We start from the raw sequence: 26,274 nt of genomic DNA on the forward strand, positions 1-26,274 counted from the left end.
AACCCTGTATAGCGCTGGCATCCAACCATGAGCAAATTCGGGCAAGATCCGAGCGGCCGGATTGTTGGCCGGTACATTCGCGAGGGAAGGGCGATTGCGCCGCCGCCGGGGCTCGCCTATCACGGGAAAAATGTCTCCGCTTACCGAAACCGTCCTCTTCGTCTTCAGTCTCGTCGGGCTCGGCTATCTTGCCGGGTTGACCGGCTATTTGAAGCCGGCGAGCGGCGAGGGCGTATCCGAATTCGCCATCAACGTGGCAATGCCGCTTTTGCTGTTCCAGACCATGGTAAAGGCCGATTTCCACGGCGTGGCGCCGTGGTCGCTATGGGGCGCTTATTTCGCGGCGGTGGCGCTTACCTGGGCTGCCGGCCATCTGGTCATTACGCGCATCTTCGGGCGGGACGCCCGCGCCGGCGTCGTCGGCGGCGTGTCGTCGTCCTACTCCAACGTCGTCCTGCTCGGCGCGCCCTTCATCATCGGCGTGTTCGGGCCGGCGGGGTTCGAAGTGCTGTCACTGCTCGTTTCCATTCACCTGCCGGTGATGATGATGGCCTCGATCATCCTTTTCGAGATGTTCGGCCGCGGCGGCAGCGAGCCTGTGCATCCGCTCCGCGTCGTCAGGAGCTTTCTCAGGAGGGTATTCATCAATCCGCTGATCATCGGCATACTGGCCGGGCTGGCGTGGCGCTTCACCGGTGCGCCGCTGCCGGTGCTTGCGACGCGGCTGAGCGACGCGCTGGCCGGCACGGCCGCCCCGGTGGCGCTGTTCGCCATGGGGCTCAGCCTGCGCCGTTTCGGCATTTCCGGCAATGTAAGGCCGGCGCTGGCGCTGTCGGCGCTGAAACTGTTCCTAATGCCGGCGCTGGTTCTCGGCCTGGTCTGGCTGATCGGCCTGCCGCCATTGACGGCCAAGGTGGCGGTCATGGTTGCGGCGTTGCCGTCCGGCATCAATTCCTATCTCATCGCGGTGCAGTTCAACACCGGCCAGGCGCTGGCGTCGAACCAGATGACCATCGCCACCGCCTGTGCGGTCGTGACCACTGCGTTTTGGCTGACAGTGGTCGTCCATGTTTTTGGATAAGAGCCCGGGTTTTTGGATAAGAACCCGGCTGCATCGCCTCTCGCTTTGGCTGGCCCAAACCCTATATGCCATCTTGTGATTGCTTGCGGGGCTTGCCCTGGGCTAAGAGCAGTGGCTCTAGCGATGCTATCGCGCACGTCCATTCACGAAATCAGCGACCGGCCCGCCAGGTGCCGAACGGAGGCGAGATCATGCTTCAGAAAACCAGCCATTTCATGCGGCAGGCCAATCTCATCAATGGCGAATGGGTGCAGGCCGATTCAGGCCAGACGGTCGACGTCAACAATCCTGCCACCGGCCTCAAGATCGGCACCGTGCCGAAGTCGGGCAAGGCCGAGACCCGCCGCGCCATCGAGGCCGCCGACGCTGCCTTCAACACATGGCGCAAGACCACCGCGCTCGAACGCTCGAAGCTGTTGCGCAAGCTGCACGACGCGATGATGGACAATCAGGACGTGCTGGCCGAACTACTAACCATCGAGCAGGGCAAGTCGCTGTTCGAATCGAAGGGCGAGATCGGCTCGGCCGCGTCCTACATATTGTGGTTCGCCGAGGAAGGTCGCCGCACCTATGGCGACGTCGTGCCGTCGCCCTGGGCTGACCGCCGTATCCTGGTGACCAAGGAACCGGTCGGCGTCGTCGCCGCCATCACGCCGTGGAATTTCCCATCCTCGATGCTGGCCCGCAAGCTTGGCCCGGCGCTTGCCGCCGGCTGTACCGCCGTGGTCAAGCCGGCGTCGCAGACGCCTTATTCCGGCCTTGCCTGGGGCGCGCTTGCCGAGGAAGTCGGCTTCCCCAAAGGCGTAATCAATATCCTGACCGGCGCTGCCGGTGAGATCGGCGACGAGATCTGTGCCAACCCGCTGGTCAAGAAGATCACCTTCACCGGCTCGACCGAGGTCGGCAAGATCCTGATCCAGAAGTCGTCGGTGACCGTCAAGAAAGTGTCGATGGAGCTCGGTGGCAATGCGCCGTTCATCGTCTTCGACGACGCCGACATCGAGCGGGCCGTCGCCGGCGCCATCACCGCCAAGTACCGCAATTCCGGCCAGACCTGCGTCTGCACCAACCGCTTCCTGGTGCAGGCCGGCATCTACGACCGGTTCGTCGAAAAATTGGCTGCTGCGAGCAACGGACTGAAGGTCGGTTCCGGCCTCGAAGACGGCGTCCAGCAGGGGCCGCTGATCGATGAGAAGGCGGTGGAGAAGGTCGAGGAGCTGATTGCCGACGCTACCGCCAAGGGCGGCAAGGTCGTCGCCGGCGGCAAGCGCCACGCGCTCGGCGGCTCGTTCTTCCAGCCGACGGTGATCGCCAATGCGACGCCGAAGATGCGCTTCATGAAGGAAGAAATCTTCGGCCCGGTGGCGCCGGTGTTCAAGTTCGAGACCGAGGAAGAGGCCGTGGCACTCGCCAACGACACCGAGTTCGGCCTGGCCTGCTACTTCTACACCGGCGATCTCGGCCGCGCCTTCCGGGTCATGGAAGGACTCAAATACGGCATGGTCGGCGTCAATGAAGGGCTCATCACCACACCTGAGGCGCCGTTCGGCGGCGTCAAGGAATCGGGCCTCGGCAAGGAAGGCGGCCATCAGGGCATCGAGGACTATCTCGACACCAAATATGTCTGCATCGGCGGACTTGGTCTCTAGAAGCCTCATGCGGTAATGCCGAAAAAGACCCTGAGCCGCTTCGGAAAAGGCCAGGCTGGCATCGATCAATGAACTTGCGGGCATGGCGATGAAGGACGGCGAGGTTTTCGGCACGACGCAGGCGGGCGAGGAAGTCCGCCGTTTCACCATTCGTGGCGGCGGCCTTACCGCCAACATCATCGGCCTGGGTGCGATCATCCAGGATCTGCACCTGGCCGGGCACGAGGCGCCATTGGTGCTCGGCTATGATCGTTTCGAGCACTATGAGACGGACACCGCCTTCTTCGGCACTGTCGTCGGGCGCTATGCCAACCGTATCCGCGACGGCCGCTTCACGCTTGCCGGCAAACGCTACCAGACCGAGCGCAATTTCCTCGAAAAGCACACGCTGCATGGCGGTTCGCAAGGTTTTTCGCGCCGGGCCTGGGCGGTTTCGCTGCATGGCAGGGATTTTGTCACGCTGACCCTGCACGACCCGGACGGCACGATGGGCTTTCCCGGGGCGCTCGACGTGACCTGCACCTACCGGCTCAAGATCCCGGGCACGCTCAGCGTCGAACTGACCGCCACCTGCGAGGAGCCGACGCTCTGCAACCTCACGCAGCATTCCTATTTCAACCTGGACGACGGCGGCGCCGGCGACATTCTCGATCACCGGCTGATGCTGAATGCCGGCGCCTATCTGCCGGTCGACGCGGATCTCATTCCGACAGGCACGGTAAAGCCGGTCGACGCCACGCCCTTCGATTTTCGCCAGGCGCGGCCGCTGCGCATGGAGACCGAGGGCGAGCAGCTCCCTTACGACCAGAATTTCTGCCTCGCCTCGACGCGCGGGCCGCTGAAGCAGGCGTCGTGGGCGCAAGGCGCGAATTCCGGCGTCGAGATGGAGCTCTGGACCACCGAGCCAGGTGTCCAGCTCTATACCGGCCAGTATCTGGCACCGTCCTCGCCTGGACTGGGCGGACGCCAGTACAAGGCCTTTTCGGGCTTCTGCCTGGAGCCGCAAATCTGGCCGGATGCGCCGAACCGGCCGTATTTCCCGCAAGCCACGCTGTGGCCGGGCCAGATCTATCATCACGTGACGGAATACCGGTTCAGGCTGCCTTAGGGCATGACCCCCGGAAACCGGCATGGTTTTGCTGCGCTGACCTCCGGTTCGGAAAGGATCATGCAAAATTCAAAGTGTTATAGCGTCCTTTGCGCGTCCAATGACGCGCGGCGCTCTGGAGTCAAAACGCAATCACTCTGAACGACCGACTTCGAACCCTCTCGGACCTTTGACGCCGAGAGCCCTGACGACGCAAGTTGACCCGTTGAAGACGTTCATCCGCACCCGGTCGAAAGTCAGGAACGGCTGACGAGCGGTCATTCACCGCGCGGCCAACGGCGCGTTCTGGCTCCGACGCTTCCATGGGTGTAGGGTTGTGCCATAAAGAGGCGCATATGGCGGTTCCCCCTCTCAATCGGAAGCTGCTGGCGATCCTGGCGGCCGATATGGTTGGCTACTCGAAGGCGATGGAGGCCGATGAGGCCGGAACCATTGAGCGATTGAAAACCGTTCGTTCCGAGGTGTTCGACCCCGCCATCTCCCAGCACCATGGCCGCGTCGTCAAGTTGATGGGCGATGGCGCGCTTGTCGCCTTCGAAAGCGTGGTCGACGCAGTCGCCTGCGCAGCGGAAATCCAAAGCGCGGCGGCCGCGCGCAATGAAGGTCTGCCAGAGCCTGAGCGCATCGTGTTCCGCATCGGGGTCAATCTGGGCGACGTTGCGCTGGTTGACGGCGATGTCTATGGCGACGGCGTCAATGTCGCCGCGCGGTTGCAGCAACTCGCTGAGCCGGGCGGCGTGATCGTATCGGGCACGGCCTTTGACCATCTGCAGGGCAAGCTTGATTTGCCCCTCGATTTCGCCGGCGAGCAGCAGGTCAAGAACATCAGCCGCCCCGTGCGGATGTACCGACTGAGGCTCGATGGCAAGCGGGTGCGTTGGACCTTACGCAAGGCGATGCCGCGCTGGACCAGGACGACTGCAGCGGCCATCGTCGTGCTGGCTCTGGCGGGTGGAGGGACCTGGTGGTTCTTTCAGCCCGCGCCGCTGGGGGCCAAGCCATCGGTCGCGGTGCTGCCCTTCAATAATTATGGCGGCGACGAGGCCACCGGGCGTTTGGCCGATGGCTTGACTGAGGATATCATAACCGACCTCGCGCGGTTTCCCGAACTTGAGGTCGTGGCCCGGAATTCGACGGAAGTTTACAAAGGCAAGCCGGTGGATGCCCGCCAGGTAGCAAGTGCGCTCCATGTCGGCTTCGTACTAGAAGGCTCTATCCAGCGGCAAAATGGGCGGGTGCGGGTCACCGCGCAGTTGATCGATGCACAAACCGGCAACCATCTTTGGTCGGATCGTTGGGACCGGCCTGCTGAGGACGTTTTCGCCGTCCAGACCGAGATCGCAGAGCAAGTCACCAACCGTCTGGGCGGCGGCGTAGGGTTGATTCAGGCGGCCGGGCGGGCCGCGGCCAAACGTAAACGACCTGAAAACCTGAATGCTTATGATTATTATCTGCTCGGGACCGAGAAGATTGAAAAGATCACCATAGCGGATGAGGAGGAGGCCATCGCGCTTCTCAACCGCGCCGTTGAGCTGGACCCCGGGCTGGCCCGGGCCTGGGTAGAACTTTATCATGCTCATGGTATATTGGCTGGCTTCGGTATCAATCCCGAGAGCGAGATCAAGGCGGCTGCCGATGTGGCCGAACGCGCGGTGCGGCTCGATCCAAGTGACGCTGAGGCACACGCCGTGTTTGGTATGAGCCTCAGCCAGAAGGGCGACAACGCCCGCGCCAAGGCTGAGCTGGACACGGCCCTTCGTCTAGCTCCCGGTTCGTCCGAAATCCTGACATTCTATACCGGCTTTGCGGCACGCTTCAATGAACCCGAACGCGGCGCTCAGATGGTCGACCAAGTAATGCGGCTCGACCCGAACTACCCGATGTGGACGTCCAACTTCTTCGCCCCTGCCTATTTTATGGCCGGCCGATATGAGGACGCGTTGAAGATGCTGGAGCGCATGACGCCTAACAACTACGACAAGTGGAAGTGGGTGGTGCTTAGCAGCTCCCTTGCGGCTCTGGGTCGAATGGATGAGGCGAATGCTTCGGTTAGGGAAACTCTCAAGCAGTACCCGGACCTGACCGTCGAGAGCATGATTAATGAAGTGGGCTTGAGCACTAAAGAGCGCAGCCGGTTTATTGAAACAATGCCGCTCGCCGGCTTTCCGGCTTGCGCCAAGCCCGAGGCGCTGGCGAAACTCGCCAAACCTGTGCGATTGTCGGAATGCGAGGCGGGGGAGGCGAAGCCTCTCGGGCAGCCATAGAACACCCCTGTGCAAAGAAAGGCGAGGGCCGCTGCTCGCCAGCGCGCGAACGGCGCGCGTTGCCAGGAACGACCGCTGTGCATCGAAAGCGACAGTTCACTGGCCAAACGATGAATGGCGGCAAGTGGCGCTTAAATTTGGGTCCTTATCGGCTGCCGGAGAGCCAATCTCTCTCGAGTGCAGGCACTCCAGTGGAGTCCAGACGTTGGATTGGACCCTCGACCTCTACAAAAGCTCACTGAGCTTCGGGTCGGGCTACGACGGCATTCCGAAGCGATCGCTTCGGCGAGAAGTCGTCGTTCTCAATCGGGCGAAGGGGGAGACATCGGCGAAGACGGCATAAGGGAGGATGGGCCAGACCGAGCCGACGGAAAGGTCGTAGCCATTGGAGCGCATAGCGCCTGGCCGGGAGGCCGCCGCCAGCCAGACTTACGCGGCGCGTCGTTGAGCGAGGTGGAGACCCGAACGGGCTCGACGAGGGTCCACGGCGGTCACAATGTGGTGGTGGTGATCGCAGTAGACGCGATCCGGCGAAGTTGGCCCAGCACAAAAACGATAGCCGCCGGGTACTGACGGGTCTTCGCTCACCGGGAAGCGGCACTGATAGAGGCCTAGCTGAATGAGAGGGACGTCTCTCGAAGTTAGTCTGATATTTTCAGGCATGATGGTTTCCTAGTTCACAGCAATTGCCGGCTGACGGCCGCAGTGCGACCCGTCGGGGCGAGCTTCTCTCGTTTGGGAGGGCTACGGACCATATGGTGTTGGTAGCACCGTCAATGAAGCCCGACGCCCTGCTTCTGAAGCCAATAGTTTGCGACTTAAGGCCACACCCGCGAACGCATTGGCAATCTACCATCGTGTCCCCGAGGCACCCGCCCGCCGGTGTTTGTCGGCGGCGGGGCACTGGCTTGTGGCCCCCTATGAGACGCGCTCTGCCGACACCCTCGTTCACAGTCCGGACCACCTCATGCCGGGTCGCTCTAGCCGCCAAAACCCAAATCACTCTAAGACGACCGAGTTCCGACCCTTGCAGTCGATCAGTTGCGAGCGTCGCATGACGCGATCTGACCCTGAGCTGCCCTTCGTCAGCCCATTTCACCGCCCGATAGCCGACATTCGCGGCACTCGGCACTGACCCCTTGCTGACCTTCTCCAAGACGAGCCCCAAGCGCAAGTCGTGGCCCCAGTGGGGACAATCGACAGGCGCGATCACCCTATGTAGCTGCTTGGCGATCGAGCCTCGAAGTCAACCTGATAGACTTTTGAAATGGGCGGCATAAAATTCGCTCTTCTGCTTTCAATGAAAGCAACGCGAAATGGCCGAAGAACGCGCCCAACGCCGCCTTGCCGCCATATTGGCTGCCGACGTGGTGGGCTACAGTCGACTTCTGGACCTGGACGAGCAAGGAACGTTGGCCGCTTTAAGGAGGAGGAGGAAGGAAATCCTCGAACCACTCGTCCGCGACCGTCATGGCCGTATTGTGAAAGTGATGGGTGATGGCGTTCTGGTCGAGTTCGGAAGCGCGGTGAACGCCGTGTCATGCGCCGTGGACCTTCAGAAGCGGATGGCGGCCGCAAACGAGGGTGTGACCGCCGACCGGAGAATCTACCTGCATATCGGCATCAATCTGGGCGATGTCGTTGTCGAGGACGGCGATCTGTTCGGCGACGGCGTCATTGTCGCAGTGCGGCTCCAGGCAATGGCCGGGGCAGGAGATGTCTGTGTGTCCGGCAGCGTCTACGACCAAGTCAAGCGGAAGCTCGATTGCGGCTTCGACGAACTTGGTCCGCAAGCGATCAAGAACGTCACCGAACCAGTGTCTGTCTACCGGATCCGGCTGTCGACCGCATCGGACGATGGCGGGCTCGCGGAGAAAGCGCCTCTGCAGCTCCCCGCCAAGCCCTCCATTGCCGTCCTCCCCTTTATGAACATGAGCAATGATCCGGAGCAGGAGGCATTTGTCGATGGCCTCACCGAAGACTTGATCACGGATCTGTCGAGGACAAGCGAGTTGTTCGTCATCGCCAGCAACTCGGCATTTGCATACAAAGGCAGGCACGTGGATGTGCGTCGCATCGCGCGAGAACTGGGAGTTCGCCATCTTCTTGAAGGTAGTGCACGGCGGGCCGCTGGACGGGTGCGTATCAACGCCCAACTGATCGACGCGATCGCGGGTGACCACCTTTGGGCCGAAAGATTCGACCGGAGCCTAGAAGATATCTTCGCCGTTCAGGACGAGGTGACCGGCAAGATTGGCGAGGCTCTGGTTGGCCGCCTGATCGCCGCGCCGGCGCGCAACAGACCGAGCAACCTGGAGGCCTATGATCTCTGTGTGCGTGCCCGGGCCCTTGGCCTGCAAACGGCGCTCACCGCGAAAGAGGCCATTTTGCTGCTGAACCGGGCAATCGCGCTCGACCCGGAATACGCGGAGGCGCACCGTTGGCTGGCACTCAACCTCTGGCTGGGCTGGGAGTTCTGGGACGAACCGATGGACCCCAACCGCGCAAGAGCGCTCGCCGAAGCACAGCTGGCGGTCGAACTCGACCCGAACGACGCCGGGAACAGATGGGTATTGGGCGTCATACTGGGACATGAGAGTCGCTGGGTGGAATCGGATGCCGAATTCGATGCTGCCCACGAGCTGGACCCCAACCACGCCGACGCTTGGGCGATGCGGGCCGAGTTGACGACGGAAAAGGGGCGACCTGCCGAAGCCATAGAGCAGGTCCGCAGGGCACTGCGACTCAACCCTCACCCGCCCGGTTGGTATTACTGGATGTTGGGCCAGGCCCAATATGCCATGGGCGACTACGAATCCGCGATCCAAACGCTGCGCAGGCCCGAAACCTATCGCACGACTTCACGACGCCTGCTTGCAGCAAGCCTTGCGCAACTTGGCCGTTTGGAGGAAGCGCGCTGGGAGGCGAAAATGTTCATGATAAGCAATCCGCACTTCACTATCCGGCACTGGTCGGATTCGCAGCCATTCCCAGCCGAAGACGTGCGCCGGCATATCGTGGAAGGCTATCGCATGGCGGGGCTGCCAGAATGACTGTCATTGGTTATACCTTCGGCCTGCTGTCGACAGGCGTCCCAAGGCTGCCGCAGCAGCGAATATTTTGGTCTTCTGACGGAACGAAATTCGCCATATCGTGCGTTTGTTTCGCCTCACGGTGTGCTTGAACATGGCCAGTGAAGACTTTCGGCACCGGATAGCGCGACGCGAGGACCTCGCTTCCATGATTGCGCTCATGGATGCAGCGATCTCCGAACTCCAGAAACCGTTTCTCGACGATGACCAGATCCGATCCAGCCGCGCAATCATGGGGCTGGACACGCAGCTTGTCGATGATGGCACCTATTTCGTCGTGGAGCACGACGGCGTCCTGGCAGGGTGCGGTGGCTGGAGCCGGCGCACGACCATGTATGGTGGTGATCAGTCACCGGGACGCAACGCGGCACTGCTTGATCCAGCCACGGACGCGGCGCGTATCAGAGCCATGTATACGCATCCGGACTTTGTCCGGCGAGGCGTCGGCCGCCTTATCCTTTCGCTGTGTGAACGTGCCGCTAAGGCTGAGGGCTTCCGCCGTGCCGATCTGGCAGCCACGATGGCAGGAGAGCCGCTCTATCGAGCCTGCGGCTACCAACCCGCCGAGAAATTCGTCGATGACCGTGGCGGCGCTCCGGTTCCGATCCTGATGATGAGCAAGACGCTCTGAGCTACGCTCAAAGGCCACTCGCTCGCGGCCGGCACTCGCTCCGGCCAGTATGGCAGGAGGAGGATGCTGGAGATTGAACCAGGCCATCTCGAACGAAACAGTACTTCGCCTGTACTTCCGCTCCATGGTCGAGTCGCGACCGACGTGGAGGTTTTCGCGAACGTCTCGAGATGGCGCACGTGGTAGGGTGGCGCGTTGAGTTTAACCGGATCAAACGACCATCCGCTTCGGGTCCGCATCAGGTCGTAGCGAGAACGACCGCAATGGTGAAGCGCCATGATTGTCAGCAAATGGCGCTCTGTGCTCATTCCCGCCGACTAATTCAAACGGCAAGTTCCGCCCATCTGGGCCATTGGCGGCAGCCAGTCTGATTGAGTTTTGACCGTAATCCTCAAACGCCGCCCTCAGCGTTTCGAACGTCGCAAACACGCACAATGCAGCGCCCTCGGGATTCTTGGTCGGTGGCAGAGCTTCAGCTATCCGGCGCACCAAGGTCGTCTCAGAACCGGCTGGAGCGTTCTTTCGGCTGAGGCGACTTCAAGCCGTGACAGGAGCATTCCGGATCAGCGGGAAGTCGCGCGGCGGTCTCCAGCGCGACCCGCGAGGCTGTCATGGAGAGACTGGGCAGCACGTCCTCCTGCAGCAATTTCTGGCGATTGCGATCCATATAGTCGTTGAAGCCCGCCGTCACGAACGCGCAAGGCACGAAACACGCGCCGATCTCGCGCGACAAGGTCGCCTCAGGGGCGATGGAATGGTTGAGTACATCCGCCCCCATGCCCCGATATGCCAAGGCTTCGGCAGGCGTTGTCAGCCGGGGCCCATAACAATGGGCAGCCACCAACTGCTGTTCGATGCCATAAACGCGGCATTCGGCTGGCCAATGACGGCGGGCCGTTTCGACCAGAACCGCCGCACATCTTGGACACACGATTTGCTTGCCCGAACAGTCAAAGCTCTGACGGTCAGGAAGCAGTGAAAACGGGGTCTGCGTCAGTTCAATGATATCGGCGGTCACCATCATGTCGCCCGGCTGGATCGCCTTGTTGACGGCGCCTACAGTCGAGCAGGCGAGAACTTGCCGTACACCCGCCCGCATCAATACCCAGAACGCGCGGCGATGGCAGGAATGGTCGATACGGTCGCGGGGATTGCCGTGCGAATACATGCACAGCGCGCGTTTTGCTCTCCCTTCCGCTGTGATCGACGCATCGAACTCGAGCAGCTTCCAGTTGTCGGTGCGACCGAAAGGTGTTTCAAAACTCATGTCGCGCCGCAAGGTGCGCACACCATCGAATTCGACATCTTCCGGGAAGGCAAGCCCCCAGTTTGCCGACCCTGTGATGATGGCCAACCCTACCTGAGGGATGTCCGTCGAATGATCCGTCAGATCGTCGGCTGCATGGTAATTGGTGGGCATGTTTCCAGTCTCGGTCAGGATTTTTGGCGAAGGGTCACAATCAGGACCACGGCCACGACGATGACGGTCCACAATGTCGAGATCGCCGCAATGGTCGGATCGATCTGATCGCGCAGCGACAGGAACATAAGCTTCGGAATCGTGCTGTTGCGACCACTTGCGATGAAGATCGAAATCACAGACTCGTCGAGCGAAGTCAGGAACGCCATCAATGTCGCCGACAGCAAGCTGATCCGAAGTTGCGGAACGATGATTCCGCCAATGGACCTGGCCCAGTTTGCACCGAGGCTGCGCGCCGCCTGAACCTGGTTCCAGTCAAAGCGGGCGAGAGCGGGTAGCAACACAATGCAGGCGACCGGAACGGCCAGCACCACATGTCCGACCAGCACACCGAATAGCGTTCCGATCAGATGTTGTGCGGCCAACACAAAGAAGAGACCGATCGCAAGCAGGATACCTGGGGTGATCGAGGGGGTCAGCAGGACGCTCTGGATGGCCGCAGCGGTCTTTCCGCCCAGCCGATTCATTGAAATGCAGGCGAGCAGCGCGAAAGGCACCGCGATCAACGCCGTCAACGTCCCAAGGATCAAACTCGTTCTGAGCGCGGCCATCCACGTTGCCGAGCCGAAGAAGTTCTCGTACCAGCGCAACGAGTAGGCGTGCGGCGGAAACTCGAGGAGATTCGACGCCGAAAAGGAAAGCGGCACCACCACGAGCGTCGGCAGCATCAGAAATGCCATGACAAGAGCGGCAAAGCTCCAGAGCAAAATGCGGGCGAGCCTGTTTTGCGGATAGGCTTCAAGCATGGGAGGCTTCCACGGCGTTCTGGGCCACCAGACGGCGTGCCGCCAGCAACATCACACCGATCAGCGCCATAAGAACGAGGAGCAGAATGCCCAGGACGCTTGCCGACCCCCAGTCCTGAAAGGTCGATAGTGTACGCTCGATCCGGGTAGAGAGCGGATTTACCTTGCCGCCGCCAAGCACCGCCGGCGTGATGAAAAAACCTATGGCGTAGATGAGGACGATGATCGAACCCGAGAAGATGCCGCCCGCCGAAAGCGGCATAATGACTGTGCGGATGACCTGCCTGAGAGTGGCTCCCATGCTCGCAGCCGCGCGAATGAGATTTGGGTCGATATCGCGCATCGCAGCATAAACAGGCAGCAGAAAAAGTGGCAGCATGTAGTGCACCATGCCGATGAGCGTTCCCGTGAAGTTGTAGACCAGCGGCAATGGCTCCGCCGTCAGGCCTGAACCGGTCAAAGCCGCGTTGATCAGGCCGTCGCGCCGCAAGAGCACGAGCCAACCATAGGTACGCACCAGAATAGAGGTCCACAGCGGCAGCATGACGAACGCCATGAGCACGTTGGCCAGCCTTGGTCTGACGCTGGCCAGCGCCAGCGCCAGAGGAGTGCCGAGGAGAATGCAGCCCGCCAGCGTACCCAAGGACAGTTCGAGGGTCGTGACGAGCGCCGACCACGTCAGTCCGATCGAAAGGACCTTCTCGTAGTTGCCGACGGTGTACTCACCCCCGGTGGTCAGGAAGGATTGCCGGATGATCCAAAGGATGGGCAGTATCGCCGCCAGTCCAACGATGAACAGCGCCGGGAGCGAAAGTGAAAGAAAAAACCGCCGCTCGCGCCGCGCATCCGCCGCGAGCGCCGGGTCCCGGACGACGATCACGCCATCGCTCCCGGTATCGCGTGAACCTTCGCTGCTGGTGCATATGCGGTCATCCGCTGACCGGCGGCAAGCTCGGCGCAGCCGCCGGCCAGCGCTGCCGGAATGCAGACAAGAACCTCTTGCCCGCCGTCAAGCGCCAGCGTCAAAAGCCAGTTCTCGCCGCGGAACGCTTTGGCGCGCAGTATTCCTTCGAGAGCCACTCCGTCTCCCCCGACGAGCTTCGCATCAAGATGGAAGCTTTCGGCGCGGATCATCAGAGTTTCGCGTGATGCTTCGGCGCCGTCGATTCTGCGCGCTGAGCCCGGGGCCACAATGTTGGCCTCGCCCATGAACTCCGCGACGAAGCGGGTCGATGGACGATCATAAATCCGCTGCGGCGTATCTATCTGCTGGATGCGGCCAGAATTCATCACCGCAATCCGGTCAGACATAATCAGCGCTTCGCGCTGGTCGTGGGTTACATAGATTGTGGTGATCCGTAGATGATCATGCAGACGCCGGATCTCATACTGCATGCTCTCGCGCAGGTTCTTGTCGAGCGCCGACAGCGGCTCGTCCATCAACATCACGCGCGGTTCGAAGACGATAGCCCGCGCCAATGCCACCCGTTGACGTTGGCCGCCGGATAGTGCGGCAATATTGCGCTCCGCCAGACCATCCAGCTTCACGCGGGCCAAGGTATCAAGCGCCCGCTGACGCGCCTCCGCTCTCGGTACCTTGCGCAGCACCAGCGGATACGCGACGTTCGCCATGACATTCATGTGGGGAAACAAGGCGTAATTCTGGAATACTATGCCGATGTCTCGTTTGTTGGGCGGCAGGCGGGTGATGTCTCGATCGCCCAAGAAAAGTTTACCGGAATCCGGCCGGACAAAACCGGCCAGAGCCATGAGTAACGTGGTCTTGCCCGATCCCGATGGCCCTAGCAGCGTGAGGAATTCGCCAGCCTGGATGTCGAGCGAAACATCATCCAGTGCGACGTAGGACCCATAAGCCTTGTGCACGCTTTCGATGGTGATCGCGAGCGACTTCATCATGTGCTCCAGCCTTGAAGCGCGTCGCGTTCGACTGGCTTCACGCGACGCGCTTTAGGTTCTTGTTTTCATGCATGTCGTTGTCGCGCGCTGCACATTTTTGCGCGACATGCGTTAGAGCTGAGAGTCAGCGGGCCATCATTTCATCGAAGGCTCTTTGGGCAGCCTCGCCATTCTTGACCCACCATTCTGAATTGGAAAACACCGAAGTGCCAGCATTTTCAGGCGCGGTCGCAAGGGTCTTCAGACGGTCCTCGGGAATAAGGCCACCCTCATATGCCGCAGGATTGACTGGGCCGTAGGCAATGAAATCGGTCAGCTTCGCAACCCGCGCGGGCTGCGTCATCGCTGCGATGAGCTTCATCGCGGCTTCCTTGTTCGGCGCTCCCTTCGGCACCCCAAGGCAGTCCGTGCCGATGACCGAACCCTTGAACGTGTAGTCAGCCGCGCCGCCATCTGCTTTCACGGTCTGGGCGCGTCCGTTCCAGGTAATGACCAAATCCGCTTCACCGTCTTTCAGCAACTGCGCGGACTGAGCGCCCGAGGTCCACCACACGGCGACATCTGGTTTGATCGCTTCAAGCCGCTTGATGGCGCGCTCTAGCCCTTCCGGCGTGCTGAGCACGGAATAGACGTCCGCCGGTGCCACGCCATCGGAGAGCAGCGCGATCTCGATCGAGTCTTGCGCATTGGCGCGCAACGCGCGACGGCCAGAAAATTTGGCAACATCCCAGAATTCCGCCCATGTCTTCGGCGGGTTCTCGCCATAGGTCTTGGTGTTCCACGACATGACGGTGCCATAGGAGTCAAACGGATAGCAGTAGTCGGACTTCGCACCCTCCGGGACGGATTTCGGATCGATGATCTTGTAGTCGAGTGGCTCCAGCAGCGATTGTGCGGCGGCCTGGGCACCTTCCGGTGAGCCCAGGTGAATGACGTCGGTCGTGACCGCACCCGAGGTGACCTGCATCTTCAAGGCGGCCAGGCCGTCGCTTAGGGTCTCCTCGCGGACATCATAGCCAAGCTCTTTTGCAGCAGGGCCCCACATGGCTTCCTTCATGGCGTTACCATAATCCCCACCTGCGGTCGTGATGGTGACTGTTTGCGCATGAACGGGCAGGGCAGCTGAGATTGCGAATGCTGTTAAGGAAATGCGTAGCCAGGACATAGGTTCTCCTCCCCAACTTTATCAAACATCGCTCAAAAGAGCCATTATTTTGTAATCGTAACGTTACGATTGCATCTCAATGCGCTGGAGTCAAGCTGCTTCCTACGGGAGTTTCGATTGACCGGGATGTCGAATTCGGTAACGTTATGGCGGTCAGCAAATCAGCCGGCGCTTTCGCAAATGAAGTCGGGCGAACAATGGCCAATCTAAAGCAGATCGCCGCGGAACTTTCCCTGTCGGTGACCACGGTTTCCCGCGCTCTGAAAGATGGACCGGAAGTGCAGCCCTCGACCATAGCCCGCGTCAAGGAGGCGGCTAAGCGGGTCGGCTACTTACCAAATCATCATGGTCGCGCGCTCAAAACCGGTCGAACGCAGACGCTGACGGCCGTACTCCCGATGGAAACACGAGACCATCTGTCCGATCTGTTGAAGCTTCCTTTAATCGAAGGCATGACGCTGGCGGCGCGGCAAGCCGGTTATAGTCTGTCCATCTATTCCACCACTCCCGACGACGATCCCGTTGAGAGTGTGCAGCGGCAGCTTCAGGCGCGCAGCGCAGACGGCCTGGTCATCACGCGCCTGGTGTCGGCTGATCCGCGCGTCAAGCTGCTGCTGGATAAACGCATGCCGTTCGTCGCGTTTGGAAGAACCGACATGGATATCGCGTATCCTTATGTCGATGTCGACAATGAACAGATTGCCTACGAGGCGACCCGGCGGCTCATGGATAAGGGCTGTCGACGCATTGCGCTGCAACTTCTCGTTCCGGAGGACCAGGCGAGTGCCATGCGTCTTTCCGGGTATGGAAGGGCAATGGCCGAGGCTGGTATTCCGATCGACCAATCGTTGATCGGTCATGGCATGTTCACCATGGAATCGAGCGCAGGCTGGTTCGATCGCTTGCTGGCGTCATCAGATCCGCCAACGGGCTTGGCGTGCGCCAACGAACTGGGCCTTCTGGGAGCGTTGCACGCTCTCGGCAAGCGGGGTCTTACACCAGGCCGCGACGTCCACATCGTCACCCGTGACAGCACGCGGCTGGCACGCTTCCTGCCGGCAAAGATCGGAGTTCATTCCGTGGATATGGCGGGTGTTGGACGCAAACTTATCGAAGTCCTGGAGAGCCGGATCATCAATCCGCTTGGGCCGGTGGAGACAGTCTTGGTGCAAGGTAGATTCGAGCCGGCCGAATAATCCGGGCTGCCCTCAGGGGGCCACCTCGTCTTGAACCGGCCGGATCAGCGCCTTTGCGGCAACTGCTCCCGCCGCAAGGATACGATCCGACAATTCCGTCCCTTCCACGGCGCGCGCGAGTTGAAGCGCGCCGATGAGCGTTGCAAACATGCCCAACGCAGCGCCCTCGGGATCGTTCGTCTGCGGCAGAGCTTCAGCTATCTGGCGCACCAGGGATTGAGCGCGCTCGGCATAGAGGGCTCGCGTTTCAGGCGGCTGCCGCGCGATTTCCGGCAACAACGCGGCCGAAGCACAGCCCTTTCCAGGATTGTCCCGGTGCTCGGCCGACAGATATGCCTCTATGGCCATTTCCGGGCCGCCGGCGTCCAACGCTTCCTGCACTTGATGCGACTGCGCGTCCAAGGCCGCCGCCACGCTTTCACGGACGAGCTCCGCCTTCGACTGGAAGTGCGGATAGAAGGCGCCGTTCGTCAGCCCGGCGTCGCTCATGATGGTTGCCAGCCCGGACGCCGCGATGCCGTCAGATCGAAAACGTTCGGCGGCGACCTCCATGATCCGGCTGCGTGACGCGTCTTTTCGGCCCTTTTCGTAGCGCATGGTCTTTCTTTCCTGTCCTGCTATTGCATTATGCTCATAACCTGATATTACGACCATAATTCAATTCGTGGAAATAAGCTAGACCTCTCGAACCTGGAACATCAAAAATGAATGGGAATTCTGAAAAGACCGCAATCGTGACCGGAGCCTCCTCGGGCATCGGCCGCGCCAGCGCCGAGGCCTTGGCGCGGGCGGGTTTCACTGTCTTCGGGACAAGTCGCCGCAAGACCAGTAATGGTCCGGGCGGAGTGACCATGCTGGCATGCGACGTGACCGATGATGCGGCCGTCAATGCGCTCGTTGCCAACGTGCTCGCGCAGACCGGCCGGATCGATCTCCTGGTCAACAATGCCGGTGTCGGTCTGCTAGGAGGCGCCGAGGAATCCTCGGTCGCACAGGTACAAGCCCTATTCGACGTCAATCTGTTCGGCGTCATGCGGATGACCAATGCGGTGTTGCCGTCGATGCGGCGGCGCGGCGACGGGCGCATCATCAATATCGGCTCGATTCTGGGACTGGTACCCGCGCCATACTCAGCTCATTACTCGGCGGTCAAGCACGCGCTCGAAGGCTATTCGGAATCGCTCGACCACGAGGTGCGCGCCTTCAACGTCCGCGTTTCCGTCATCGAGCCGGCATTCGTCCGCACCGTCTTCGACCAGAACGGCATCGAGCCGGATTCGCTGTTGAAGGAATACGATCGGGCTCGAGCCGGGCTCAAGGCGCTGCTGGGCGATGTGATGCCCAAGGCCGATCGGCCGGAAGTGGTGGCGGATGTGGTTGTCAAGGCAGCGACCGATGCCCGTCCGCGGCGGCGCTATACCGCTGGCAAGGCAGCGCGCCAGGTCAGCCTGCTGCGCCGCTTTGCCCCCGCGGGGATTTTCGACAAGAGCCTGCGCAAGCAGTTCCGACTGCCGGTCTGAATAACGGCGAGGCAGAGGATCTCGCCGGGCGTATCCCGGGGGCGCATCTGGTCATCTATCCGGATGCCGGGCATGGCGGGATATTTCAGAACTACGCCGATTTTGTTCCGAAGGCGCTGTCCTTCCTCGAGGCTGAGGCCTTGCCGCAGGGCGGCCATGCAGCTGAAAACGTTCGGCTTGTTTCGTCCCCGAACAGCAACAGACATTCTTAGAAAGTAACTGCCATGAAGGCATTCGTTGTCGATAAGTATAATAAAAAGGGCACCCTGCGGCTGGCCGAAATGCCGGAGCCGGAGCTCCAGGAAAGCGATGTCTTGGTCGAGGTCCATGCCGCAGGGGTGAACTTGCTCGATTCCAAGGTCAAAACCGGAGAATTCAAGCTCATCTTGCCCTACCGCCGGCCCTTCATCCTGGGCCACGACGTGGCTGGGAAGGTTATCCGCGTGGGATCGAAAGTCAGCAAGTTCAAGGCCGGCGACGAGGTCTATGCGCGGCCGCGCGATGGCCGGATTGGGACATTCGCCGAATTCATTGCCGTGAATGAGGCCGACGTAGCCTTGAAGCCCGAGAATCTCAGTATGGAAGAGGCGGCGTCGATTCCCCTGGTCGGTCTCACCGCCTGGCAGACGCTCATCGAACGGGCAAACCTGAAGAAGGGACAGAAGGTCTTCATTCAGGCTGGTTCCGGCGGCGTCGGGACATTTGCTATTCAGTTAGCCAAGCACCTCGGCGCGACCGTTGCGACAACCGCGAGCGCGGCGAGTGCCGATCTGGTCAAAAGTCTCGGCGCCGATGTCGTCGTCGACTACAGGAAAGACGACTTCGGGAAAGTTCTGTCGGGCTACGATGTCGTCTTGAACAGCCAGGACGCCAAGACACTGGAAGAATCCCTGAGCGTGCTGAAACCGGGTGGCAAGCTCATCTCCATCTCCGGTCCACCGGATCCCGAATTTGCCAGGGAAAAGGGACTGAACTTGATGCTGAGGCTGGTGCTGCGCTTCCTGAGTCGCGGAATTCGGGCCAAAGCCAGGCGCCGTGGCGTGCAGTTTTCGTTCCTTTTCATGTGGGCGCAGGGCGATCAGCTGAGCAAAATCACCGCTCTCATCGACGCCGGCGCGATCCGCCCGGTTGTGGATCGGGTCTTTCCATTCGAAGCGACCAATGACGCCCTGGCCTATGTCGAAACAGGACGCGCCAAGGGCAAGGTCGTCATCAAGGTCAGATAGCAGTTGCCTCGAACGCAGCCTTGAGCGTCTCGAACGGCGCCAGGGCGCCGCGCATCTGCACGACGGCGGCGGCGACGCGATGGGCGCGCAGCACCGCCTCTGCCGGGGAATGGCTGGCAAGGCGAGCGGCGAGATAGGCGCCGTTGAAGGAGTCGCCGGCGCCGGTGGTGTCGACCGGGGTGGCGACGTGTACCGCCGGCACCGATTGCAAGGTTCCGTTTTGCGCGATCAGCGCCGGTTCCTCGCCGTTCTTGACGACGACTTCGCCGACCAGCTTTCGCAGCCGTTCAGCTGTTTTCTGCGGTGTCGTATCACCAAACAGCATCTGCTCGTCGGGAAAGGTCGGGAGCGCGATGTCGGCGACGGCGAGCGCCTCGAGGATCTCGGCCTGCGCTTCCTCGCTTTGGCGCCATAGCCGCGGCCGGTAATTGGGGTCGAAGGCAATCAGCGAGCCGGCCGCGCGCGCCTTGGCCACGGCCATCAGCAGCACCGTGCGTGCGTCGTCGTCGAGGATTGCCAAAGTGATTCCGGAAAAATAAACAAGCGCCTGGTTTTCAAGGCTTTTCTGCAAAGCGGCTGGGTCCGAAGCCAACTGCCTTGCGGCCGCATCGGCCCGCCAATAGGTGAAAGAACGTTCGGCGCCGGTCAGCGTGATCGCATAGAGGCCGGGGCGGGCGCCCGCTATCACCGGGCTGGCGCCGATGCCGATGCCGTTCTCGGCCAGGAACTTGATCTGGTCGCGTGAGAACGGGTCGTCGCCGAAGGCCGACACATAGGTCGCCGGCCGCTCGCCGCTCAAGGCATGCAGCGCCCATAAAGTGTTGAACGTGTCGCCGGCAAAGCCCATGCGCCAGTTCGGCCCGGCCTGGCCCGAAAGCTCGAGCATGCACTCGCCGATCGAGGCGATGCCGTTTCCTGCCATGAAGTACTCCTCCATCCGTGCAATTGCGGTGCTGTAGCTTTTTGCTGCCGGCAGCGCCATGCTTGGCGACGGCGGATTCTTGCACTGGGCGCGATTTCCCACAGGGGCGTGGGACGCGATCTGCCCAGCGAAACGTTATCCGCAGAACAGGAATGGGTTTGGCATCGTTATGGCGTTATCTTCTTGGAGGCCTCGGCCTGGCTGCCTTGCTCGCCGGCGTGCTGGCAATCGTCTATCTGACGGCGCCGCGTGCGCCGCAACCAAGCTCGGATGTCGGCCGTTCCAAGACGACGGCGAACAAGCTGTTCGCGGCGACTTTCGAGCCCGAGAAAGGCGTCATCCGGCAGGGCGAACTGGAATCCTGGCTGCTCACGCTCAAAACCGTCGAGGGTGCGCCGGTGGAAGGTGCTGCGATAACGATTTCCGGCGGCATGCCGCAGCACAAGCACGGTCTGCCGACCAGCCCGCAGGCGACCGATTACCTCGGCGCGGGGCGCTATCGCATCGACGGGGTCAAATTCACGATGAGCGGGTGGTGGCAATTGCATTTTGCCATTTCCGCTGCGGCCGGTTCGGACACTGTCGTCTTCAATGTGGTGCTGTGAGCCACTGATGAGCCGGTTTTCCAGTCTTCTCGCGTTGCTGATGGTGGCCGTGCTTGCCGGCTGCGGCAGACCAGAGTTTTCCGATGCCGAAAAGCAGACCATTGCCTCGCTGGCGCTGTCGAGGCTGCCGCCGCTGAAGCCCGACACGACGAATCGCTTTGCCGACGTGCCGGCCGCCGCGGCACTCGGCTCGACGCTGTTCTTCGACACCGGGATGAGCGGCGGCGGCACGGTATCCTGCTCGACCTGCCACAAGATCGACCGCCAATTCCAGGACGACCTGCCGCAAGCGGTCGGCGTCGGCCGCACCAACCGGCGGACCATGCCGCTGGCCGGCGTCGCGCATGATCCCTGGTTCTTCTGGGACGGGCGGCGCGACAGCCTGTGGGCGCAAGCGCTGACACCGCTCGAAAATCCGCTGGAGCAGGCCGGCAACCGCGCCGCCTTCACGCATTACATCAAGGCCCGCTTCGGCGAGCGCTACGAGCGCATCTTCGGGCCGCTGCCGGACCTTTCGGGCGTGCCGGCCAATGCCAGCCCGCTCGGCACCGATGCCGAGAGGGCGGCCTGGAACGCCATGCCGGGGGCGCAAGCCGAGGAGGTCAATCGCGTCTTTGCCAATATCGGCAAGGCGATCGCCGCCTTCGAGCGCTCGATCGCGCCGCCGCAGACGCGCTTCGACCGCTTTGCCATTGATTTGGTGGCCGGCGCCAAGCCGAAAGGCGACGCCGCCTTTTCGCCGGAGGAAATCCTCGGACTGAGGCTGTTCATCGGCAAGGCCAATTGCGTGACGTGCCACAACGGCCCGCGTTTTACCGACGGCAGCTTCCACAACACCGGCGTGCCGCCGGTCGCGGGTCTGCCGCCGGATCGCGGCCGCGTCGACGCGGTGGCGCAGGTCGAGGCCGATCCGTTCAACTGTTTCGGCGCCTTTCGCGACGGCGATGCCGCCGCCTGCCGCGAGTTGCGTTTCATGGTCAAGGCCGGGCCGGAACTCGTTCGCGCGTATAAGACGCCGTCGCTGCGTGGTGCGGCCGCCCGGCCGCCCTACATGCATGCCGGGCAGTTTTCCTCGCTGGACGAGGTGGTGGCGCATTATTCGAAGGCGCCGGCAAGTGTCGAGGGTGTGTCAGAGGTCCACCCGCTGCAGCTTTCGGATCGCGAACGCGCGGCGCTGGTGGCGTTCCTGAAGACGCTGGCGGAGTGAGGGTGGCGGGGTAGCGATCCTTCGCGCCCCCCTCTGTCCTGCCGGACATCTCCCCCTCTAGTGGGAGATTGGCAGCTTCGGTGCGCCGTTCACTCCTGCGACGTTTAGAGATTGGCGAAAGCGGCAGTGACAACCGATCTCCCCCCTGGAGGGGGAGATGTCCGGCAGGACAGAGGGGGGGCGCTGTCCCGCCGGCGTTTCCTACCGATCCTTCACCGTCTCCATCGCGACAAACGTCGAGGTCTGGGCGACGTGCGGCAGGGCGGAGATGCGCTCGCCAAGCACGCGGCGGTAGGCGGCGATGTCGGTGGTGCGGACCTTCAGCAGATAGTCGAAGCTCGATGCCATCATGTGGCACTGCTCGATCTCCGGCACCGCCTGCACGGCGCGGTGGAAGGCGTCGAGCGCGGCCGAGCGGGTGTCGGACAGTTTCACCTGGACGAAGGCGACATGGCCTTCGCCCATGCGCTCACGGTCGATGATCGCCTGGTAGCCCCTGATGAAGCCGTCCTTCTCCAGCCGTTTGACTCGCGCCTGCACCGGCGTCTTCGACAGGCCGACTTTTGCCGCCAGTTCCGACATGGAAAGCCGGCCATTGCTGCCCAGAGCCGACAGGATGTTCCTGTCGATGCGGTCCAATTGGTCTTCAGTCATCAGATTTCCAGGCAAATCGGAGATGAACTGGCCAAACAGTAGATCAATTGACCTGTCCTGTCGATTTCTTTGGACCGACCGAAATCCCTACTTATGTTAGTTTGCGCCATTCGGTCCGGTGACCGCCGGCCTGCTCCCTTATGCTCGCTCTACAGGACCGCCATGCCAGCGCTCGACACCATCCGCCAGCAGATCCGCGCCAATTATTTGCCCGACGAAGACCAGGCCGTGAAGCGGCTGGCCGAGGCGGCTGGGCTGTCCGCGCAAGACCGCAACGCGATTTCGGCCCGTGCCGCCGATCTGGTGCGCGCGGTGCGCGGCTCGTCCGATCCGCGGCTGATGGAGGTCTTCCTGTCCGCCTATGGCCTCTCGACCAAGGAGGGCGTGGCGCTGATGTGCCTGGCCGAGGCGCTGCTGCGCGTGCCCGACGCCGAGACGATGGACGACCTCATCGCCGACAAGATCGCGCCGCACGACTGGTCGGCGCATTCGGGCGGCTCGAGCTCGATCTTCATCAATGCGTCGACCTGGGCGCTGATGCTGACCGGCCGGGTGCTCGACGAAGGCGAGGGCGGCATCGAAGGCACGCTGCGCGCCATGGTGCGCCGGCTCGGCGAGCCGGTCATCCGCAAGGCGGTCGCGGCGGCGATGCGCGAGATGGGCGAGCAGTTCGTGCTCGGCCGCACCATTGCCGAGGCGGTCAGGCGCGGCCGGCCGATGACGCAGAAGGGCTATCTCTATTCTTTCGACATGCTGGGCGAGGCGGCCCGCACCGAGGCCGACGCGCTGCGCTACCTCAAGGCATATGCCGATGCCATCTCTTCGCTCGATGCCGGCGCCAACGGCCCCGACATCCGCCAGAACCACGGCATTTCGGTAAAACTGTCGGCGCTGCATCCGCGCTATGAAGTGACGCAGAAGGAAAAGATGCTGCCCGTCATGGCCGAGCGGCTGCTGTCGCTGGCGCTGGCGGCGCGCCATTCGCGCATGGGCCTCAACATCGACGCCGAGGAAGCCGACCGCCTCGATTTGTCGCTCGACGTCATCGAGCGGGTGCTGGCCGAACCGGAGCTTGCCGGCTGGAACGGCTTTGGCGTCGTCGTCCAGGCCTATGGCCCGCGCGCCGCCTTCGTCATCGACTGGCTCTACGAGCTGGCGAGGAAATACGACCGCAGCATCATGGTGCGGCTGGTCAAGGGCGCTTATTGGGATACCGAGATCAAGCGGGCGCAGACGCTCGGGCTCGACGGCTATCCGGTTTTTACCCGCAAGGCCAATACCGACGTCTCCTACCTGGCCTGCGCGAAGAAGCTTTTGTCGATGACCGACCGCATCTACCCGCAATTCGCCACCCACAACGCCCACACCGTCGCCGCGATTCTGTCGATGACGACGGAGCGCGATACATTCGAGTTCCAGCGGCTGCATGGCATGGGCGAGGCGCTGCATGAGACGGTGCGGCGGGCCGAAGGCACGCGCTGCCGCATCTATGCGCCGGTCGGCGCGCATTCCGACCTGCTCGCCTATCTGGTCCGCCGGCTGCTCGAAAACGGCGCCAATTCCTCTTTCGTCCACCAGCTCACCGACGAGGAAGTCGAGCCCGAGGACATTGCCCGCGACCCGCTCGAAACGGTGGAGAAACAAGGCCCCGCCGCCAATCCGGCGATCGTGCCGCCGTCGGCGATCTTTGGCCCCGGCCGGCGCAATTCCAAGGGCTTCGATATCACCGACACGCCGACGCTGGCGGCGATCGACAAGGCCAGGGCCGAGTTCGCCGGGCCGGACCGCTGGCACGCCAAGCCGGTCAGCCGCGCTGCCGGCTATGGCAAGCAGCGTCCGGTGGTCAATCCGGCAAAACCTTCCGAAGTGGTCGGCACGGTGAGCGAGGCCGGCGCCAAGCAGGTCGAGACCGCGGTACGCATAGCGGTGGAGGCACAACCGGCATGGGCAAGACGCCCGGTCGCCGAGCGCGCTGCCATCCTCAACCGGGCGGCCGATCTCTACGAGGCGAACGCCGTCGAGTTCTTTGCGCTCGCCGCCCGCGAAGCCGGCAAGTCGCTCGCCGACGGCGTTGCCGAGGTGCGCGAGGCGGTCGATTTCCTGCGCTACTATGCGGCCGAGGCCGCCAATGCCGAGGCGGGCACCGAGGCGCGCGGCGCCATCGCCTGCATCTCGCCGTGGAACTTTCCGCTGGCCATCTTCACCGGCCAGATTGCGGCGGCGCTCGTCACCGGCAATTCGGTGATTGCCAAGCCGGCCGAACAGACGCCGCTGATCGCCTTCCGCGCCGTCCAGCTGCTGCGCGAGGCCGGCGTGCCGGAAGACGTCATCCAGCTTCTGCCCGGCGACGGCCCCTCGGTCGGCGGCCCGCTGACCGCCGATCCGCGCATTGCCGGCGTCTGCTTCACCGGCTCGACCGAGGTCGCCAAGCTGATCGAAAAGCAGCTCGCCGAGACCGCCGTGCCCGACGCCATGCTGATTGCCGAGACCGGCGGCCTGAACGCCATGATCGTCGATTCCACAGCACTTCCCGAACAGGCGGTGCGCGACATCCTCGCCTCCGCCTTCCAGAGCGCCGGCCAGCGCTGCTCGGCATTGCGCATTCTCTACGTGCAGAAGGACGTCGAGAAGAAGATGCTTGAGATGCTGAAAGGCGCGATGGAAGCGCTCAGCCTCGGCGACCCGTGGCGGATATCGACCGATGTCGGCCCGGTCATCGATGACGAGGCGCAAGCGTCGATCCGTGACTATTGCACCAAAATGGGCCTGCAGGGCCGGCTGATCGCCAAGGTCGAAGCGCCGAAGGACGGCCGCTTCGTTGCGCCGCACGTCTTTCGGGTCAAGGGCATCGAGGAGTTGGAGCGCGAGGTGTTCGGGCCGGTGCTGCATGTCGCCACCTTCGATGCCGACGAGATCGATGCGGTGATCGCTGCGATCAACCGCAAAAGCTATGGCCTGACCTTTGGCCTGCACACCCGCATCGAAGGCCGCGCCCAGCATTTCGTCGATGGCATCCATGCCGGCAACATCTACGTCAACCGCAACCAGATCGGCGCCGTCGTCGGCGCGCAGCCGTTCGGCGGCGAGGGCCTTTCCGGCACCGGGCCGAAGGCCGGCGGGCCACATTATCTCCGGCGCTTCCGCAAGGGGCCGGAAGCCGGCACCCATCTTGCCGAAGGCCGCAAGGTGACGGCGACCGAGCTCGCCGACAATCTGCCGGACCCGGCCTTTGGCGGCTGGTCGACGCGGCCGGATCGCGTCGCCATCCTGAGGAAACATCTGCGCGGCAAGGGTGCCGCGGCTATCGGCACTGCCGCCGGCATCGATTTCGGCCAGGTCGACCTGCCCGGGCCGACCGGCGAGGCCAACACGCTGTCGCTGTCGCCGCGCGGGCGCGTGCTGTGTCTGGGTCCCGACGCGGATACGCTGCTTGCGCAGACGATCCAGGCGCTGGCCGCCGGCAATGCCGTGCTCGCCGTCGCACCCGGCGCGCCGGCGGCACTTTCATCATTGACCGGCAAGGGCCTGCCGCTGGCGGCGATCGACGGCCGGCCGGACCCGGTCGAAGCGCGCTCGCTGCGGGTCGATGTCGTGGCCTTTTCCGGCACGCCCGAGGCCGCGCGCATCGTGCGCAAGGTCATCGCCGAGCGCGCCGGCCCGATCGTGCCGCTGATCAGCGAAGTCTATTATCCGGCCGCCTACGCCCACGAGCGCGCCGTCTGCGTCGACACCACGGCGGCGGGCGGCAATGCCAGCCTGCTGGCCGCTGCGTAGGTTCGCCAGGGCTCGCGTATCGCGGGCAGGGCGGCGC

General features: G+C 62.5%; 20 protein-coding genes and 1 pseudogene. 13 read left to right on the plus strand and 8 right to left on the minus strand.

The window, feature by feature from the left end; all coding sequences use genetic code 11:
* Positions 1–130 precede the first annotated feature (130 nt).
* From NKI47_RS04235 to NKI47_RS04265, 6 genes are all read left to right on the plus strand, one after another.
* Complete coding sequence (locus NKI47_RS04235; RefSeq protein WP_352470327.1) at positions 131–1,081, plus strand: AEC family transporter; 951 nt, start codon at positions 131–133, stop codon at positions 1,079–1,081.
* A 191-nt stretch (positions 1,082–1,272) separates the two neighbouring features.
* Entirely contained in the window at positions 1,273–2,730 is a 1,458-nt protein-coding gene (locus NKI47_RS04240; protein WP_352587740.1) for an NAD-dependent succinate-semialdehyde dehydrogenase, read from the plus strand.
* Positions 2,731–2,812: 82 nt separating this feature from the next.
* Complete coding sequence (locus NKI47_RS04245) at positions 2,813–3,838, plus strand: aldose epimerase family protein (RefSeq protein WP_352587743.1); 1,026 nt, start codon at positions 2,813–2,815, stop codon at positions 3,836–3,838.
* A gap of 335 nt (positions 3,839–4,173) precedes the next feature.
* On the plus strand, positions 4,174–6,102 hold the full coding sequence (locus NKI47_RS04250; RefSeq protein WP_352568919.1) for an adenylate/guanylate cyclase domain-containing protein: 1,929 nt from the start codon (positions 4,174–4,176) through the stop codon (positions 6,100–6,102).
* A 1,316-nt stretch (positions 6,103–7,418) separates the two neighbouring features.
* On the plus strand, positions 7,419–9,155 hold the full coding sequence (locus NKI47_RS04260; RefSeq protein ID WP_352587746.1) for an adenylate/guanylate cyclase domain-containing protein: 1,737 nt from the start codon (positions 7,419–7,421) through the stop codon (positions 9,153–9,155).
* Positions 9,156–9,342: 187 nt separating this feature from the next.
* The gene (locus tag NKI47_RS04265) at positions 9,343–9,825 is read left to right on the plus strand and encodes a GNAT family N-acetyltransferase (RefSeq protein ID WP_352454573.1); all 483 of its coding nucleotides are present in this window, start codon (positions 9,343–9,345) and stop codon (positions 9,823–9,825) included.
* Positions 9,826–10,324: 499 nt separating this feature from the next.
* On the opposite strand, the gene NKI47_RS04270 is transcribed toward NKI47_RS04265, so the two are convergent.
* The 5 genes from NKI47_RS04270 to NKI47_RS04290 all read right to left on the minus strand — a co-directional run bounded on the left by NKI47_RS04270 (position 10,325) and on the right by NKI47_RS04290 (position 15,133).
* Complete coding sequence (locus tag NKI47_RS04270; protein WP_352587749.1) at positions 10,325–11,245, minus strand: phosphorylase family protein; 921 nt, start codon at positions 11,243–11,245, stop codon at positions 10,325–10,327.
* A 14-nt stretch (positions 11,246–11,259) separates the two neighbouring features.
* Entirely contained in the window at positions 11,260–12,051 is a 792-nt protein-coding gene (locus NKI47_RS04275; RefSeq protein WP_352587752.1) for an ABC transporter permease, read from the minus strand.
* Positions 12,044–12,931, minus strand: a complete 888-nt coding sequence (locus NKI47_RS04280; protein WP_352587755.1) for an ABC transporter permease — start codon at positions 12,929–12,931, stop codon at positions 12,044–12,046. Before NKI47_RS04280 ends, NKI47_RS04275 begins: the two co-directional genes overlap by 8 nt.
* Entirely contained in the window at positions 12,928–13,965 is a 1,038-nt protein-coding gene (locus tag NKI47_RS04285; RefSeq protein ID WP_352568997.1) for an ABC transporter ATP-binding protein, read from the minus strand. The genes NKI47_RS04280 and NKI47_RS04285 overlap by 4 nt, the downstream gene beginning before the upstream one ends.
* 127 nt (positions 13,966–14,092) lie before the next feature.
* Positions 14,093–15,133, minus strand: coding sequence for an ABC transporter substrate-binding protein (locus NKI47_RS04290; protein WP_023676450.1), 1,041 nt, complete (start codon positions 15,131–15,133; stop codon positions 14,093–14,095).
* A gap of 146 nt (positions 15,134–15,279) precedes the next feature.
* Between NKI47_RS04290 and NKI47_RS04295 the strand changes: the two genes are divergently transcribed.
* On the plus strand, positions 15,280–16,329 hold the full coding sequence (locus tag NKI47_RS04295; protein WP_352587758.1) for a LacI family DNA-binding transcriptional regulator: 1,050 nt from the start codon (positions 15,280–15,282) through the stop codon (positions 16,327–16,329).
* Positions 16,330–16,341: 12 nt separating this feature from the next.
* On the opposite strand, the gene NKI47_RS04300 is transcribed toward NKI47_RS04295, so the two are convergent.
* Positions 16,342–16,926 carry a TetR/AcrR family transcriptional regulator gene (locus NKI47_RS04300; protein WP_352587761.1) on the minus strand — a complete coding sequence of 195 codons (585 nt, stop codon included), beginning with the start codon at positions 16,924–16,926 and terminating at the stop codon, positions 16,342–16,344.
* Positions 16,927–17,033: 107 nt separating this feature from the next.
* Here NKI47_RS04300 and NKI47_RS04305 point away from each other — a divergent pair, with 107 nt between their 5' ends.
* The 3 genes and pseudogenes from NKI47_RS04305 to NKI47_RS04315 all read left to right on the plus strand — a co-directional run bounded on the left by NKI47_RS04305 (position 17,034) and on the right by NKI47_RS04315 (position 19,075).
* Positions 17,034–17,849, plus strand: a complete 816-nt coding sequence (locus NKI47_RS04305; protein ID WP_352587764.1) for an oxidoreductase — start codon at positions 17,034–17,036, stop codon at positions 17,847–17,849.
* Between the two features lie 17 nt (positions 17,850–17,866).
* Positions 17,867–17,983 (plus strand): annotated as a pseudogene (locus NKI47_RS04310) (alpha/beta fold hydrolase); the annotation flags it as partial.
* Between the two features lie 90 nt (positions 17,984–18,073).
* Entirely contained in the window at positions 18,074–19,075 is a 1,002-nt protein-coding gene (locus NKI47_RS04315) for an NADP-dependent oxidoreductase (RefSeq protein ID WP_352587767.1), read from the plus strand.
* Here NKI47_RS04315 and NKI47_RS04320 read toward each other — a convergent pair.
* Positions 19,068–19,997: a sugar kinase gene (locus tag NKI47_RS04320; protein WP_352587770.1), complete on the minus strand. Its 930-nt coding sequence runs from the start codon at positions 19,995–19,997 to the stop codon at positions 19,068–19,070. The genes NKI47_RS04315 and NKI47_RS04320 overlap by 8 nt on opposite strands.
* Positions 19,998–20,155: 158 nt before the next feature.
* Between NKI47_RS04320 and NKI47_RS04325 the strand changes: the two genes are divergently transcribed.
* Positions 20,156–20,602 (plus strand): FixH family protein, encoded by a 447-nt coding sequence (locus NKI47_RS04325; RefSeq protein WP_352568996.1) that lies wholly within the window; start codon positions 20,156–20,158, stop codon positions 20,600–20,602.
* Positions 20,603–20,609: 7 nt separating this feature from the next.
* Positions 20,610–21,809 carry a cytochrome-c peroxidase gene (locus NKI47_RS04330; RefSeq protein ID WP_352587772.1) on the plus strand — a complete coding sequence of 400 codons (1,200 nt, stop codon included), beginning with the start codon at positions 20,610–20,612 and terminating at the stop codon, positions 21,807–21,809.
* Positions 21,810–22,010: 201 nt separating this feature from the next.
* Here the strand turns inward: NKI47_RS04330 and NKI47_RS04335 are convergent, their stop codons facing one another.
* On the minus strand, positions 22,011–22,463 hold the full coding sequence (locus NKI47_RS04335; RefSeq protein WP_352587775.1) for an Lrp/AsnC family transcriptional regulator: 453 nt from the start codon (positions 22,461–22,463) through the stop codon (positions 22,011–22,013).
* Positions 22,464–22,625: 162 nt separating this feature from the next.
* Between NKI47_RS04335 and putA the strand changes: the two genes are divergently transcribed.
* A complete protein-coding gene (gene putA, locus NKI47_RS04340) occupies positions 22,626–26,237 on the plus strand; it encodes a bifunctional proline dehydrogenase/L-glutamate gamma-semialdehyde dehydrogenase PutA (protein ID WP_352587778.1) in 3,612 nt (1,203 codons plus the stop codon).
* Positions 26,238–26,274: the final 37 nt, after the last annotated feature.

It is taken from the genome of Mesorhizobium sp. M0633 (assembly GCF_040320645.1).
Lineage (GTDB): Bacteria > Pseudomonadota > Alphaproteobacteria > Rhizobiales > Rhizobiaceae > Mesorhizobium.